This window comes from Nocardiopsis sp. LDBS1602, assembly GCF_035818715.1.
In the GTDB taxonomy this organism is placed as follows: domain Bacteria; phylum Actinomycetota; class Actinomycetes; order Streptosporangiales; family Streptosporangiaceae; genus Nocardiopsis; species Nocardiopsis alba.
Genome location: NZ_JAYLVW010000004.1, coordinates 175,986 through 191,266, shown reverse-complemented (window position 1 = coordinate 191,266; position 15,281 = coordinate 175,986). Strand labels below are relative to the sequence as shown.

Genomic DNA, 15,281 nt, shown 5'->3' with positions numbered 1-15,281 from the left:
CTCCGGGCCCGAGGGCGGACAGGGGGTCGGGGTCAGTAACGGGGTGGCAGAGCCTTCTTCGCGGCCTGATAGATCTCCTCGATCTCGGTCTCACTGAGCCGGTCGCGGCCGGTGCGCAGCCACTTGCGGACCTTGGTCCCGGTGATGATGTCCACGCCCCGCAGCCGGTGGCTGTCCCAGGGCATGCCGGGCCCGTAGATGGCCAGGGAGGCCCGGACCTTGATGTCACGGCCGAGTTCCTCGCTGATGAGCTCCTCGGCCCGCTTGGCCTCCTCCAGGGCCTCGTCGATCCTCTCGTTCTTGCTGAACCGCCCGTGGTAGAGCTTTTCCAGCTTGTTGCGCAGGGGCAGGCGCTTGTCCCAGGATTCGGAGTCGATCGCGAAGGCGCCGCGTCGACCGACGATGAAGTGGTCGATCTGACCGTTGCCGCCGGGCACGGCGCGAGCGTGCAGGACCCGGTAGCCGAGCTGTTTCATGACCTTGAGCTGGGCCTCGGTGCGACGCTGTGCCGCCGAGGGCTTACGCCAGCGTGGGATCTCCGATTCCCTGCGCGAGCTCCACACCATGACCGAGACCAGTGTGATCAGTCCGAGGGTGACTCCGACCCGCCAGTCGCCGGTGAGCATGCCGCAGCCGCCCGCGACCAGGGCGGCCACGGTGCTCCGGATGATCCACCGACGCATGGCGTCGTTGGCCTTGAGGGCACCGTAGAGGGCCTTGGTGCTGGATTCCTTGCGCTGGTTGGGGAAGAAGAGGGCTTCGGGCGGGTCGGGATCCGAACCGCCGGACGATGGGCTACGACTGTTCACTCTGGTTGCCGATTCCACGTCGGACAGGGTAGTTCCATCCATAAGCGAGTCCTAGTGCATTGGATCTCACACTTTCCCTCCCTGGTACTCGTGGTCCTCCATGTGTTCGGATACCTCGGGCGGGGAAGGATTTCCTTTTCTCTGTCTCTCTAGAGAAGACCTACCTCATTCGCCGTGGTGCCCGTTGCCCTACCCCGTTAATCTCGATCGGCATGACACGGATTCACGACCTTCCCCTTCATCGGCTCGCGGCGTCGATCCGCAGTGGTGAACTGTCGCCTGTTGAGATCACTGAGCACTATCTGGACCGGATTCACCGTCTCGACGACCGTTACGGTGCCTATATTTCGGTCCTTGAGAAAAGTGCCCTGGAACAGGCCCGTAATGCCCGAAACCGGATCGTTCGCGACACGCCGGAGGAACTCCCCCCGCTTCTCGGGATCCCTCTGCCGATCAAGGACCTGGACCCCCTCGCGGGCGCCCGTGTCACCTTCGGCTCACGACTCCACGCCGATCTCGTCGCCCCGAACGACTCCGCCGTCGTCGGTCGACTGCGCGAAGCGGGGGCGGTCCTCCTCGGAAAGACCAACACCCCCGAATTCGGGTCGACCTGCTACACCGAGAACGACGTCGCCCCGCCCACGCGCAACCCCTGGGACACACGGCTCTCGCCCGGCGGCTCCAGCGGAGGGGCCGCGGCCGCGGTGGCGGCCGGACTCGCGCCCGTCGCCCACGCGAGCGACGGCGGGGGCTCCATCAGGATCCCGGCCTCCGTCTGCGGACTGTTCGGCCTCAAGCCCACCCGAGGCAGGATCTCCACCGGAGCCGACCGGGCCGAGCTGTTCGGACTCTCCACCTCGGGGCCCCTGACCCGCTCCGTCCTGGACGCGGCCCTGCTCCTGGACGTCATGGCGGACAGCGCCCCCGGAGACGTCTACCCGGCCCCGCCGACGGCCCCCGGTACGAGCTTCGCCGACCACGTCCTCCGCGAACCGGGACGGCTGCGGATCGGACACTACGCCGACACCGGGACGGCGGGGATCCCCGTCCACGCCGAGGTCCTCGCCGCGCACGAAAGGACCTTGAGGATCCTGACCGACCTGGGGCACGAGGTGGAGGAGATCGAGACCCCCACCGACGCCCACTTCGGCGGCTCCTACGCCCGTGACTTCCAGTACCTGTGGGAGGCCGTCGCCTCGACCATCCCCGTGGACCCGGCCCGAGAGGGCGAGCTCACCGCCATCAACCGGTGGCTGCGCGAGCGCGCCCGCTCCACCGCCGCCCCCGACCTGGTCGCGGCCTGGGGCCGTCTGCAACGAGGGGCGCGCTCCATGCTCACGGCCCATGAGGTCTACGACGTGGTCCTCAGTCCCACGCTGGCGTCGCCCCCGGTCCCCGTCGGCCACTTCACCGGGGACGGCCCCGAGACGGAGTTCCGGCTGATGACCTGGTTCTCGCCCTTCACCTCGGTCTACAACGTGTCCGGGCAGCCGTCGGTGAGCGTCCCGCTGCACCACACCGAGGACGGCCTGCCGATCGGTTCGATGTTCACGGGGAGGATGGGCGGGGAGGGGACGCTGTTGTCCCTGTCCGCTCAGTTGGAACGGGCCCGACCGTGGGCCCACCGTGTCCCCGAGGGCTGGACGGACTGATCCGATCGCCTCCGTCCGTCGCGAGGGGGACGGCCGTCCCGTCGGTCGCCGGCTCTTCCGGAACGTCCGCGGGAGAGGCGGTGGAGGCCCCCGTGCGGGGGAGGAAGAGGGTGAGCACCGCGGCGAGGAGGACCAGTGAGGCCGCGCCCACCGTCCCTCCCGCGATGCCGTTGGTGTCCACGAGGGCTCCGGTGAGCGGGCCGGCGACCGCGGCCCCGGTGCTCATGGCGGTGGACATCCAGCCGAACGCCTCCGCGCGACGGTGGGAGGGGGCGGTATCGCCGAGCCTTCCCATCATGGCGGCCAGGGTCGGGGCCAGGGCCAGCCCCGAGACGAACAGCAGCGGGGTGATCAGCAGCGGGGTGGGCAGGTGGGAGATCGGCGGGACGAAGGGGATGAGGACCGCCATGCCCAGCGCGGCGGCGAACGCCCGCAGAGTGAGCCGAGGGGCCCCCTTCAACATGCCGGAGACCGCACCGCCCACCAGCGAACCCAGGGCCCAGACCGAGGCCAGGACCATCACGTACTGGGGCGCGCCGAGCTCGTTGGCCCAGGCCACGATGACCAGGTCCATCCCGACCACACCGGAGATGATCAGCAGGCACATCGCGAACAGCAGACACAGGGCGGGATGGAACAGCAGGCTCCCACGAGGGCCCTTGTCGCCCTTCTCCGCGGCCTCTCCCTCCAGGGCCTCCTCGACCGGCGCGGGCCCGGTCACCCCGGCACGGCGCAACGCCCAGGCGAACCCCACCGCGCCCAACAGCCCCAGCACACCCAGCATCAGCAGGGCCTGGCGGGGACCGGCCATGGCGACCACGGCGGCGGTCAGGACCGGGGCGAAGACGAACAGGAGCTCCTGGGTGGTGGCCTCGGCCGCGTAGATGGCCTGGCGTTCGGGGCCTCGTGTCAGGCGTGGCCACAGGGCACGCACGATCTGGTTGGCGGGGGTGCCGAACAGCCCTGTTCCGAGGGCCAACGGCAACGACAGCCACCACAGCGAGGCGGGCAACAGGGCCAGGGCGAACAGGCCCAGGGTGAACACCACACCGCACACCAGCACCAGCCGGTCGGAGCCGCCGCGGTCGGCCATCCGTCCGCGCAACGGTCCCACCAGCGCGATCCCCAGGGTGAAGGCGCCCGCGACCAGACCGGCGAGGGTGTAGGAACCGGTCCAACCCTCCACCAGGAAGGTGACCGCGATCATCAGTCCCGGCGTGTAGAACCTGGCGGTCAGGGACCACACGAGAAGGGACGTGACGTGGGGCACGGCGAAAAGGCGCCGGTAGTTGGCGAGCACGCTTTCGATTATGCAGTTCGTCCGTCTCGGGCGCGATGGGATATCGGACTCGTTCCGGAGAGCGCCCGAGGGCCTCGTCGACGGCTCGGGGGCGATCTTTCGCCCCCACGCCGGGTCGGCCTCCGGTGTACGGAAGCCCAGGTGGGGCATGATCGTTCTCTGTGAAGGACGTTCAGCTTGCCAGGGTGGCCGAGCGGTACGGGGTCGCGACCGCATACGAGGACTGGCGGGGACGGCGGGTGTCCGTCTCCCCGGAGACGATCCGCCATGTCCTGGAGGCGTTGGGGGTGGATCCGTCCGACCCCGGGTCCTCCCCGGAGACGGGCCGCGGACCGCTCCCGCCCGCCGTCGTGGTCCGTGAGGGCAAGGCCCCGGACCCGGTGCTGCCGGAGGGGGTCCGCAGCACGGTGGAGACCGCCGACGGTTCCCTGCTGCCCTTCGACCCGGGCCTGCCACTGGGGACGCACACTCTGCGGGTGACCGACCGGGACGGAGAGCACACCGCCCCGCTGCTGGTCGTCCCCGATCGGATCGAACCCACCGCGCTCCGGGAGAACCCCCGGTTGTGGGGGTTGATGACCCAGCTCTACAGCGTGCGATCCCGGGCCTCCTGGGGGACCGGCGACCTGCGCGACCTGGCCGAACTCGCCGACTGGAGCGCCCGCGATCTGGGGGCCGACTTCACCATGATCAACCCCCTCCACGCCACCGAGCCCGTTCCCCCGATCGAGGCCTCGCCCTACCTCCCGGTCGGCCGGCGCTACACCAGCCCCCTCTACATCCGGGTCGAGGACGTGCCCGAGTACGCGCGCCTCGACCCGACCCGGCGCGAGAGCGTGCAGCGTCTGGCCCGCCCCCTGCGCGAACGCGGCAGGACCGCGGACCTGCTGGACCGTGACGCGGTCTGGGAGGCCAAGCGCGCCGCGCTGGAGGTGCTCTTCCAGGTGCCCAGGACCCCGGTACGGGAGGAGCGGCTCCGCTCCTACCTGGAACGGGAGGGCCGCCCCCTGGTCGAGTTCGCGACCTGGTCGGCGCTGGCGGAGGAGTACGGCCCCGACCACCGGACCTGGCCCGCCCACCTGCGCGACGTCGGCGCGCTCGCGGTGGGCGAGGAGGCGTTGCGACGGTGGCATCGGGTGGAGTTCCACCGTTGGCTCCAGTGGATCCTGGACGAACAGCTCGCCCACGCCCAGCGCAACGCCCTCGAAGGCGGGATGAGCGTGGGCATCGTGCACGACCTGGCCGTCGGGGTCCGGCCGGGCGGTTCCGACTCCTGGATGTACGGCGACGCCCTGGTCCGGGGCCTGCACGTGGGGGCACCGCCCGACGAGTTCAACCGGCTCGGGCAGGACTGGGGGCAGCCTCCGTGGCACCCCACCGAACTCGCCCGTACGGGCTACCGGCCGTTGCAGGAGATCCTCGCCCACAACCTGCGCCACGCGGGCGGGCTGAGGATGGATCACGTGATGGGTCTCTTCCGTCTCTGGTGCGTCCCCGAGGGCGCCTCCCCGGACCAGGGCACCTACCTGAGGTTCGACCACGAGGGCATGGTGGGGGCCCTGCTCCTGGCCGCGCGTCGGGCCGACGCGATCGTGATCGGCGAGGACCTGGGCACCGTCGAGCCGTGGGTGCGCGAGCACCTGTCCGACCGGGGCGTCTTCGGGACCTCGGTGCTCTGGTTCGAGAACGACGAGGACGGACGCCCGATCGCCCCCGGTCGGTGGCGTCGCGACTGTCTGGCCACGGTCGACACGCACGACCTCCCGCCGGTGGCCTCCCACCTGTCCGCCGAACACGTCGACCTGCGCGCCCGTCTGGGGTTGCTCGACCGTCCTCTGAAGGAGGAACTCGCCGACTCCGAGGAGCGGGTGGGTCGCTGGCGGGACCTCCTCGTCGAACTGGGCCTGTTGGACGCCGGTGTGGATCCTATGGCCGACCCCCCGGCGGTGGTCGCGGCGATGCACGCCTACCTGAAGGCCACCCCCGCGCGGATGCTGGGCGTCGCGCTCACCGACGTGGTGGGGGAGCGGCGCATGCAGAACCAACCCGGGACCTCCACGGAGTACCCGAACTGGCGGATCCCGCTCACCAGCGGCGAAGGGGAACCGGTCCTGGTGGACGAACTGTCCGCCGACCCGCGCATGGTGGGCCGCATCCGCAGGGCCCTGGGCCCCCTGGGTCTTTGGACCCGGGACTAGGAACACGACGGCGGCCCCGGGGAGGAACCCCGGGGCCGCCGTGACGGTCGACCGAACGGTCCGAGATCAGCTCTCGGCGCCGGCGGCGATGTCCGTGGCGCGGGCGCGCAGGGCGCGCTCCACCCCGGCCCGACCCTCGATCAGCAGACGACGCAGCGCCGGAGCGGGGGAGTTCTCGGCGATGTAGGCGTCGGTGCGCTCCAGGGTCGCCTCCTCCACCAGGTGGCTCGGGTAGGCGATCTCGGCGAAGGACTGCGCGAACTCACCGGTCCAGCTCTCCCAGGCCGGAGCGAGCCGGGCGAAGTACCGGTCCAGGAAGGGACGGTACAGGTCGGCCTGGAGCGGCTCGGTGAAGCCCACCAGCACCGAACGGAACTCGGCGTTGGCGAGGTCGCCGCCCACGATCCGCTCCCACGCGGCCTCCTTGGCCTCGGAGGTGGGGATCGCGGCCCGGGCGCCGGCGGCGTTGCGCTGACCGGCCGCGGTCGGGTCCGCCTTCAGCTCGGCGTCGATCTCGGCCTCGCCGGCCTCACCGGTGGAGACCAGACGGCGCAGCAGGGTCCAACGCAGGTCGGTGTCGACGGTCAGACCGTCCACGGTGATCGCGCCGTCGAGCAGACCGCGCAGCAGCGACAGGTCGGCCTCGGTCACGGCCACCGAGGCGAGCGCGTTGACGTAGGCCAGCTGGAGGTCGCCGCCGGGCTCGGCCGAGGACAGCAGCTCGCGCAGGCGGGAGCCCAGCTTCTCGAAGCCGATCGGGCGCCAGGCCGGGTCGGCGTAGTTGACGATCGCGCCCGCGGCCTGCCGCAGCAGGGTCTGGGCGACCATCACGTCGTCCACGCCGCTGATCCCGGAGATGACCAGCTCGACGTAGTCGCGGGCGGCCATCTCGCCGTCGCGCGTCATGTCCCAGGCGGCGCCGAAGGCCAGCGCGCGCGGCAGGGACTCGCGGATCTCGCCGACGCCCTCGACCACGGTGCGCAGGGAACGCTCGTCCAGACGGATCTTGGTGAAGGTGAGGTCGTCGTCGTTGATCAGCACCAGGTCCGGGCGGGCCTTGCCGACCAGCTCGGCGACCTCGGTGCGCTCACCGCTGACGTCCAGCTCCACACGCTCGCGGCGCACGATGCCGTTCTCGGTGCGGTCGTACAGGCCCACCGCGAGGCGGTGCGAACGCAGAGTCGGGTGCTCGGAGGCGGCCTCCTGGAGCACGGCGAACGAGGTGAAGTTCCCGTCCGCGTCCACCTCGAACTCCGGGCGCATCGTGTTGACGCCGGTGGTCTCCAGCCACTCACGGGACCAGCCGGAGAGGTCACGGCCGGAGGCGGCCTCCAGGTGCTTGAGGAGGTCCTTCAGCTCGGTGTTGCCGTAGGCGTTCTCCTTGAAGTAGGCGCGCACGCCAGCGAAGAACGCGTCCACGCCCACGTACGCCGCGAGCTGCTTGAGGACCGAGGCCCCCTTGGCGTAGGTGATGCCGTCGAAGTTGACCTCGACCGCCTGGATGTCGACCATGTCGGCGGCGATCGGGTGGGTCGAGGGCAGCTGGTCCTGGAGCAGGGCCCACGCCTTCTCGACGTTGGCGAAGGTCGTCCAGGCGTCGGTCCACTTGGTGGCGTTGGCCTGGCAGTAGACGCTGGCGTAGGTCGCGAAGGACTCGTTCAGCCACAGGTCGTCCCACCAGCGCATGGTGACCAGGTCGCCGAACCACATGTGCGCCATCTCGTGCAGGATGGTCTCGGCGCGACGCTCGTAGCGGGCGTCGGTGACACGGGAACGGAAGACGTAGTCCTCCAGGAAGGTCACCGCGCCGGCGTTCTCCATGGCCCCGGCGTTGAACTCGGGCACGAAGAGCTGGTCGTACTTGCCGAACGCGTACCGCACGTCGAACAGGTCGTGGAAGAAGTCGAAGCCCTGCTTGGTGACCTCGAACAGGGCGTCGGAGTCCAGGTGCTCGGCGAGCGAGGCGCGGCAGTACAGGCCCAGCGGGATGCCGTCGTGCTCGTCGCGCACCACGTGGTAGGGGCCCGCGATCAGCGCGGTGATGTAGGTGGACATCACCGGGGTGGCCGGGAAGTGCCAGCGCACGCGCTCGTCGCCGGCGGCCTCGCGCTCCACGTCGGGGGCGCTGTTGGACACGACCTCCCACGACGGGGGCGCGTACACGGTCAGCTCGAAGGAGGCCTTCAGGTCGGGCTGGTCGAAGCACGTGAACATGCGGTGCGCGTCGGCCGTCTCGAACTGGCTGTACAGGTAGACCGAGTCGTCGACCGGGTCCACGAAGCGGTGGAGGCCCTCGCCGGTGCGCATGTAGGCGGCGTCGGCCACCACGGTCAGCTCGTTCTCGGCCGCCACGGAGGGAAGGGTGAGCCGCTCACCATCGAACAGCTCGGCGACGTCGAGCGCCTCGCCGTTGAGGGTCGCGCCGTGCATCTTGGGCGCGACCAGGTCGATGAAGGTCCGCGCCCCCGTCTCCGAGCTGGAGAAACGCACCGTGGTGGTGGACCGGAAGGTCTCGTCCCCGGTGGTCAGGTCCAGCTCCACGGCGTAGGAGTCGACGCTGAGGATCCGCGCCCGCCCCCGGGCCTCGTCCCGTGTGAGGTTCCCTGCCACGCAAAGCTCCCTTCACGGCCGCCGTCGTCGCCGGCCGGAATCGTTACCGACCACGGCGAGCCTGCCGACAAGGGTGGGCGTCGTCGGGCCGAAGGTCGTCTCAATCGGCTTCGATCCTGCCACGCGCGGGGGTGGAATGCGCAACCGATGTGCGTGGTTGGTGACCTACGCGGCGAAGTTTTCGGCCTTGGAGAACAGGAGTAGTCGATGACGCAGGACGACGGTGGGCGCGACCAGGGGACGATCCGGGCGGACATGTGGTTCGACCCGGCGTGCCCTTGGGCATGGATCACCTCCCGGTGGCTTCTGGAGGTGGAGAAGGTACGTCCGGTCCGGGTGGACTGGCACGTGATGAGCCTGGCGGTGCTCAACGAGGACCGCGACATCCCCGCGGACTATCGGGAGTTCCTCAAGACCGCCTGGGAGCCGGTGCGCGTGTGCATCGCGGCCGAACGGCGCTTCGGCCCCGAGGTCCTGGGGCGTCTGTACACCGCCATGGGCACCCGCTTCCACGACAAGGGGGAGCCCCGGACCATCGACACGGTGCGCGCGGCCCTGGCCGACGCGGAGCTGCCCGTCGACCTGGCCGACGCGGCGGGGTCCACCGAATACGATGAGGCCTTGCGCGCCTCGCACGGAGAGGCGATGGAACTGGTCGGAGAGGACGTCGGTACCCCCGTCGTCCAGGTCGAGGGCGTCTCGTTCTTCGGTCCGGTCGTCACTCCGATCCCGCGCGGCGAGGACGCCGGAAGGCTGTGGGACGGTGTGCGTCTGGTCGCCGGGACCGACGGGTTCTTCGAACTCAAGCGCACCCGCACCCGTGAGCCCGTCTTCGACTGATCCACCCGGGAGGGACCCCATGCCAGGGCCTGACGACGACCGCCGTGTCGATTTCCTCGACGACCTCGAGATCCTGCCCGACATCACCGGTGACGAACGCTCCGAAGGGTGGGGAGACTCCGACGAGGACTCCACCGCGCGGCTGATCGCCGACCGGCCCCCGCACTGGGGCTGAACGTCCCCCCGCCCCGGCGCCCGCGACCCGCGGACGTCGGGGCGATCTTCCTCGATGCCCTGGTCAAGGCCGAAGCGGCTCTGGGACAGTGGGCCCATGCGATCCCTCTACATCGACGGCACCTGGCGAGACTCCTCCTCCGACGAGGCCTTGGACGTGATCGATCCGGCGACCGAACAGGTCATCGATCGCGTCCCGGCCGGCACCACCGACGACGTCGACGCCGCGGTCGAGGCCGCGGCGGCCGCCTTCCCGGCCTGGGCGGCCCTCTCCTCCGGACAGCGCGTCACCCATCTGGCCAAGGCGCTGGAGCTGTTCTCCGCGCGTCTCGACGAGATCACCGCCCTGTTGACGCGGGACATGGGCGCCCCCGTCACCTTCTCCGGCAAGGTCCAGGCCGGGCTGCCCGCGTTGATGTTCCGCACCTACATCGACCTGGTCGAGGAGCACGGGGAGCGCTACTTCACGGGGGAGCGGGTCGGCAACTCCCTGCTGGTGCACGAGCCCGTCGGTGTGGTGGGCGCCATCACCCCGTGGAACTATCCGCTGCACCAGATCGTGCTCAAGGCCGTCCCGGCCCTGCTGGCGGGCAACACCGTGGTCCTCAAACCGAGCGAGATCGCCCCTCTGAGCGCCTACGCCCTGGCCGAGGTGTTCGACGGGGCGGGTCTGCCCCCCGGTGTGTTCAACCTGGTCAGCGGCGCCGGGCCCGTGGTCGGAGAGGCGATCGCCGCGCACCCGAAGGTCGACATGGTCTCCTTCACCGGCTCCACGCGGGCCGGGACGCGGGTCTCCGAGGTGGCCGCCGCGACGATCAAGCGGGTCGCCCTGGAACTGGGCGGGAAGTCGCCCGACGTCATCCTGCCCGGCGCCGACCTGACCCAGGCGATCAAGCGCGGGGTCGCCGACGTCATGCGCAACACCGGGCAGAGCTGTGACGCGCTCACCCGCACGCTGATCCACCGCGACTCCTACGAGGAGGCCGTGGAGCTGGCCGTCGCCGCCGCGGCCAAGTACGTCCCCGGGGATCCGACCGACGAGTCCACCCGGCTGGGCCCGCTCGTCTCCGCGGCCCAGTTGGAGCGGGTCCGCGCCTACATCGACCTCGGTGTGGAGGAGGGGGCCCGTCTGGTGACCGGCGGCTCCGGCCCGGTCGAGGGCATGGAGCGCGGCTACTACGTCGCTCCGACCATCTTCGCCGACGTACGCAACGACATGCGTATCGCGCGAGAGGAGATCTTCGGCCCCGTCATGTCCCTCATCCCCTACGACACCGTGGAGGAGGCTGTGCGGATCGCCAACGACACCGTCTACGGCCTCAGCGCCTCCGTGTGGTCGGCGGAACCGGAGCAGGGGATGGCCGTGGCCCGTGCCCTGAGGGCCGGTCAGGTCCGGCTCAACGGGGGTGCGCTGAACCCCCGCGCGCCCTTCGGCGGATACAAGCGTTCCGGTAACGGCCGTGAGTGGGGGCTGCCCGGCCTGGAGGAGTTCTGCGAGGTCAAGGCCGTGCAGACCTGATCCTGTGCTCGGTATCACCCGGGATCGGCTCATCGGCGAGGAATCGGCCCCGGTGACGGAGGCGTTGTGGGGTGTGGAAAGATTCCGACTGGTCATTCCCCGGTCGAACCCAAACGAGGTGTGAGTTGAGCAACAAGCCCGCGGTCTCCAAGGCAGGTCCCCTCGGCAAGGACGTCAAGGCCATCATCGTGTACAACCTGATCGCGATCCTCTCCGCGGTGGGTTTCGCCGCCCTGGGTCTGAGCGTCGCCGCGGCCGCGGCCGGTGCCTGATCAGGTCGACGCCGAGACGTACACCGCAGCGCTCTCACCGCGCCCCGCCCGCTCCCGGGCCGGGGCGCGGCGTCGTTCGCGCCCCGAAGGTGCCACACTGGTGAAGTGCGTGTTTACCTTGGATCAGATCATGCGGGCTTCGAGCTCAAAGAACACCTCGTCACCTGGCTGAAGGAGCGGGGCCACGAGGTCGTGGACGCCGGACCGGCCGTCTATGACGCGGTGGACGACTATCCTCCGTTCGTCCTGCGCGCCGCCGAGGGCGTGGCGAAGGACCCGGGTTCCCTGGGCATCGTCATCGGAGGCTCCGGCAACGGCGAGCAGATCGCCGCGAACAAGGTCGAGGGCGTTCGTGCCGCCCTGGCCTGGAGCGAGGACACCGCGAAGCTGGCGCGCGAGCACAACGACGCCAACGTGCTCGGCATCGGTGGGCGGATGCACTCCCTGGAGGAGGCCACGCGTTTCGTGGAGCTCTTCCTGGCGACTCCGTACAGTGACGAAGAGCGGCACACCCGTCGTATCGCGATGCTCTCCACCTACGAGCGGACCGGAGAGCTTCCTCCGCTTCCGTAACATTCCCGTCCTGGTCGGGGTCGCGAGGCCTCTCCCGACATGAACGGAACAAGGCCCCCGTGCGTGTTGTACGGGGGCTTTGTCGTGCTTGAAAGTGGAATAGGTGACGAATCGGGCCTGAAGACCCTGGCGCGACCGGCCGTTGTAGGGGATCATGTCTCGCGGCCGTGTCCACCGAACGCCGGTGAACAGGGCTTCCGCGCGGGTTTAGGCGGAACCCAAACCCGGGGTTATGGGGTGGAACGGCACCTGTGGCACGTGCCACGTCGGTACTCCAAGCGCTACAGTTCGTGCACAGCGGCGGGCCATGGCCGTCCGCGGCGCAGCGATGCCGCCTCTTCACCGGCCACCATGTCCCCACACCGTCCGGCCCGCCGACACGGACAGGCCCCGACGCGACCCCGGCCGCACCGGTGCGCCTTACGACGACCAGGAGTGACCCCCGCCGGCGAGCGGGCGCGCCGAGCCAGAGGATCAATGAACCCCACACCGACCGCCAAGGCCACCCGTATGCTGCGCTCCGCCGCGCAGCGATTCATCGCGGTGCTCAAGCGCAAGGTGCTCTTCCGCTACCGGCTCGTCCTCATCACCCTCGTCGCCCTGGCGGTCGGGATCGGTGTGGGCTCCGTGTGGGGACCGGCCGGCTGGTTCCCACCGAGCTCCACCATCCTCACCGTCCTGGCCGGAGGGCTGCTCCTCAAACGTAAGAGCCTGGCCTTCCTGCTCGCCGTGGTCGCCGCGGTCCTGCTCTTCGTCGCCTCCCGCCTCGACGTCGGCCAGGTGGGCCCCGGCCTGTTGGTCACCATCGGGGTCACCGCCGTCCTGTCCTACCTGCTGTCCGGGGTGCGCGAACGCCTCGGCGTCCAAGGACTGAGCGGCGAGATGATGCTGCTGGACCTGCGCGACCGGCTCCGCCACCAGGGCAGGCTCCCCGAACTCCCCGAGGGCTGGGGACGCACCGCCGTCCTGCGCCAGGCCGGCGGCTCTTCCTTCGGCGGCGACTTCGTCGTGTCCATACTCCGCGGCAACCGGCTCGACATCGCGGTGGTGGACGTGTCGGGCAAGGGGGTGGACGCCGGCACCCGCGCCCTGATGCTGTCCGGTGCCTTCAGCGGACTGATCGGCGCGGTGCCCGCGCGGGACTTCCTCGCCCACTGCAACGACTACCTCATGCGCAACAGCGGCGGTGAGGGGTTCGTGACCGCCGTCCACCTGAGCGTGGACACCGACACCGGCGAGTACCAGGTCGCCTCCGCCGGACACCCGCCGGCCCTGCACTACGACGGTGGAGCGGGCTCCTGGAGCGCCACCGACGCCAAGGGCGTCGTCCTGGGTGTCATCCCCGAGATGACCTACGGCTTCGTCGAGGGCAGGCTCCGGCCCGGAGACGCCATCATGCTCTGCACCGACGGGCTCATCGAGACGCCGGGCGAGGACCTGGACGCCGGGATCGACCGTCTCCTGGGCACGGCCGACATCCTGGTCACCCAGGGGTTCGCCACCGGGGCCGGTGAGGTCGTCGACACACTCAGCAAGGACAAGAACGACGACTGCGCCCTCGTCGTCCTCTGGCGTTCCTGAGCCGGGAGGAAACCCTCACCACCCCTCCGACCGGCGCTTCCCCGCTTCGGAGGCCTCTCCCCGAGGCCGCCCCGACACCTCTCGGAGCGACCCGCCGATCCGGGCCGACCCCGCCTACGGGGACGGCGGTGAGCCGCGTCGGCCCTTCCTGCCGGTAGGGTCGACATGTTCCCCGACCCCGGTACGAGGTCGTTCGTACACGTCCCAGGATCGCCGTGCCCTCCCTCTCCGCCCCCTGGGCGCCGACTCCGCACGGTCCACCACACCAGTGACGAGGGGCCGGACCCGGGATCCCCGAGGTCCCGGACCTTTCCGGATTTTGCCGGCCCGACAGGCGTGTCCGTCGGGCTCTGGAGACGCAAGGGGGTGCTTCGCATGGACGGCGAGCGCGCTGAAGAACTCACCGATCTGGTCGAGAACAGCGACCTGACAGGGATCAGGCTCTGGTTGGCCGAACACAGACCCCACGAGATCGCGGACGAACTGGCCCGTATGCCGGGACGCGAGGCGATCATCCCCTTCCGGCTCCTGGACAAGGACCGGGAGCTGGAGGTGTTCGAGGAACTCGATCCGAGTCAGCAACAGAACATCCTCCTGGGGCTGCGCGGGACCGACTTCCACGACCTGCTGGAGGAGATGGAGCCCGACGACCGGGCCCGTCTCATCGGTGAGGCCCCGGCCAAGATCGCCACCCGGGCACTGGCCGGTCTGAGCCCCGCCGAACGCAAGATGACCGCAGCCCTCCTGGGCTACCCGGAGGACTCGGTCGGCCGGTACATGACCCCCGAGACGGTCATCCTGCACCGCGACCTCACCGTCGGGCGCGCGCTGGAGGTGGTGCGGGCCCGAGGGGCCGACGCCGAGACGATCTACATCCTTCCGGTGGTCAGCGACGGCCGCCGCATGGTCGGCACCATCACCCTGAGCGACCTGGTCGTCAGTGACGACGACAGGATCCTCAAGGACCTGGTCGACGTGCTCGCGCCCCGGGTGCGCGCCAACGAACAGGTCGAGGACGCCGCCCGACTGATCCAGGAGGCCAACCTGGTCTCCCTGCCGGTGGTGGACTCCGAGGACCGCTTCGTCGGTCTGTTCACCTTCGACGACGCCCTGGAGGTCATCGAGGCCGCCGACTCCGAGGACATGGCCCGTCAGTCCGGTGCCAGCCCGGTCGGCGACCACTACGTCTCCGTCGGGGTGCTGCGTCTGGTCGGCGCCCGCTCGGTCTGGCTCATGCTGCTCATCGTCGCGGCCACGCTCACCATCAACGTGATGCAGGTGTACGAGGCCACCCTGGAGGAGGTCACGGCGCTGGCGATGTTCGTTCCGATGCTCATCGGAACCGGCGGAAACGTCGGGGCCCAGTCGGCGACGGCGATCGTGCGCGCCCTGGCCGTCGGCGAGGTGCGCGTCCGCGACCTGCCCGGGGTGATCTGGAAGGAGGGCCGGGTCGGGCTGCTGCTCGGATTCATGCTCGCGGGCATCGCCCTGGTGATCGGCTCCCTCCTGGTGGGGACCGACATCGCCGTGGTGGTCGCATGTTCGGTGATCGCGATCTGCACCTGGGCGGCCGTCATCGGCTCGTCGATGCCCCTGCTGGCACGCAAGGTCGGCGTGGACCCGGCCGTGGTCTCCTCGCCGATGGTCGCGACCCTCGTGGACGCCACCGGTCTGCTCATCTACTTCTCGATCGCCCGGATGATTCTGGGTATCTAGGAAAGAGAGAGCCCAGAGGCGCTTTCGATGCCCGTGT

Annotated in this window: 12 protein-coding genes; 9 read left to right on the top strand and 3 right to left on the bottom strand. The window is 70.0% G+C overall.

Features of this window, described 5'->3' with window-relative positions; all coding sequences use genetic code 11:
* Positions 1-32: 32 nt before the first annotated feature.
* Positions 33-809: a nuclease-related domain-containing protein gene (locus U9J66_RS16040; protein ID WP_014911421.1), complete on the bottom strand. Its 777-nt coding sequence runs from the start codon at positions 807-809 to the stop codon at positions 33-35.
* Positions 810-1,021: 212 nt separating this feature from the next.
* Between U9J66_RS16040 and U9J66_RS16035 the strand changes: the two genes are divergently transcribed.
* The gene (locus U9J66_RS16035) at positions 1,022-2,461 is read left to right on the top strand and encodes an amidase (RefSeq protein WP_017533762.1); all 1,440 of its coding nucleotides are present in this window, start codon (positions 1,022-1,024) and stop codon (positions 2,459-2,461) included.
* Here U9J66_RS16035 and U9J66_RS16030 read toward each other — a convergent pair.
* Complete coding sequence (locus U9J66_RS16030) at positions 2,358-3,761, bottom strand: MFS transporter (protein WP_014911636.1); 1,404 nt, start codon at positions 3,759-3,761, stop codon at positions 2,358-2,360. The genes U9J66_RS16035 and U9J66_RS16030 overlap by 104 nt on opposite strands.
* Positions 3,762-3,922: 161 nt before the next feature.
* Between U9J66_RS16030 and malQ the strand changes: the two genes are divergently transcribed.
* The gene (gene malQ, locus U9J66_RS16025; RefSeq protein ID WP_026124855.1) at positions 3,923-5,959 is read left to right on the top strand and encodes a 4-alpha-glucanotransferase; all 2,037 of its coding nucleotides are present in this window, start codon (positions 3,923-3,925) and stop codon (positions 5,957-5,959) included.
* A gap of 66 nt (positions 5,960-6,025) precedes the next feature.
* Here the strand turns inward: malQ and pepN are convergent, their stop codons facing one another.
* Complete coding sequence (gene pepN / locus U9J66_RS16020) at positions 6,026-8,569, bottom strand: aminopeptidase N (protein WP_326338057.1); 2,544 nt, start codon at positions 8,567-8,569, stop codon at positions 6,026-6,028.
* Between the two features lie 207 nt (positions 8,570-8,776).
* Here pepN and U9J66_RS16015 point away from each other — a divergent pair, with 207 nt between their 5' ends.
* The 7 genes from U9J66_RS16015 (at position 8,777) to mgtE (ending at position 15,244) form a co-directional block, all read left to right on the top strand.
* A complete protein-coding gene (locus tag U9J66_RS16015; RefSeq protein ID WP_014908312.1) occupies positions 8,777-9,409 on the top strand; it encodes a mycothiol-dependent nitroreductase Rv2466c family protein in 633 nt (210 codons plus the stop codon).
* A 19-nt stretch (positions 9,410-9,428) separates the two neighbouring features.
* Positions 9,429-9,584, top strand: coding sequence for a hypothetical protein (locus U9J66_RS16010; protein WP_014911338.1), 156 nt, complete (start codon positions 9,429-9,431; stop codon positions 9,582-9,584).
* A 96-nt stretch (positions 9,585-9,680) separates the two neighbouring features.
* Positions 9,681-11,102: an aldehyde dehydrogenase family protein gene (locus U9J66_RS16005; RefSeq protein WP_017533764.1), complete on the top strand. Its 1,422-nt coding sequence runs from the start codon at positions 9,681-9,683 to the stop codon at positions 11,100-11,102.
* Between the two features lie 125 nt (positions 11,103-11,227).
* Complete coding sequence (locus U9J66_RS16000) at positions 11,228-11,374, top strand: hypothetical protein (RefSeq protein ID WP_014912823.1); 147 nt, start codon at positions 11,228-11,230, stop codon at positions 11,372-11,374.
* A 105-nt stretch (positions 11,375-11,479) separates the two neighbouring features.
* A complete protein-coding gene (locus U9J66_RS15995) occupies positions 11,480-11,947 on the top strand; it encodes a ribose-5-phosphate isomerase (RefSeq protein ID WP_014909552.1) in 468 nt (155 codons plus the stop codon).
* A 477-nt stretch (positions 11,948-12,424) separates the two neighbouring features.
* Complete coding sequence (locus U9J66_RS15990) at positions 12,425-13,528, top strand: PP2C family protein-serine/threonine phosphatase (protein ID WP_014912092.1); 1,104 nt, start codon at positions 12,425-12,427, stop codon at positions 13,526-13,528.
* Between the two features lie 375 nt (positions 13,529-13,903).
* Positions 13,904-15,244, top strand: coding sequence for a magnesium transporter (gene mgtE, locus U9J66_RS15985; RefSeq protein WP_036567792.1), 1,341 nt, complete (start codon positions 13,904-13,906; stop codon positions 15,242-15,244).
* Positions 15,245-15,281 lie beyond the last annotated feature (37 nt).

What these genes read in the sequence shown, in the direction of transcription:
- U9J66_RS15990 (WP_014912092.1), top strand. Translation starts at nt 12,425, where the DNA reads ATGAACCCCACACCGACCGCCAAGGCCACCCGTATGCTGCGCTCCGCC.
- U9J66_RS16010 (WP_014911338.1), top strand. Translation starts at nt 9,429, where the DNA reads ATGCCAGGGCCTGACGACGACCGCCGTGTCGATTTCCTCGACGACCTC.
- U9J66_RS16005 (WP_017533764.1), top strand. Translation starts at nt 9,681, where the DNA reads ATGCGATCCCTCTACATCGACGGCACCTGGCGAGACTCCTCCTCCGAC.
- U9J66_RS16015 (WP_014908312.1), top strand. Translation starts at nt 8,777, where the DNA reads ATGACGCAGGACGACGGTGGGCGCGACCAGGGGACGATCCGGGCGGAC.
- mgtE (WP_036567792.1), top strand. Translation starts at nt 13,904, where the DNA reads ATGGACGGCGAGCGCGCTGAAGAACTCACCGATCTGGTCGAGAACAGC.
- U9J66_RS16035 (WP_017533762.1), top strand. Translation starts at nt 1,022, where the DNA reads ATGACACGGATTCACGACCTTCCCCTTCATCGGCTCGCGGCGTCGATC.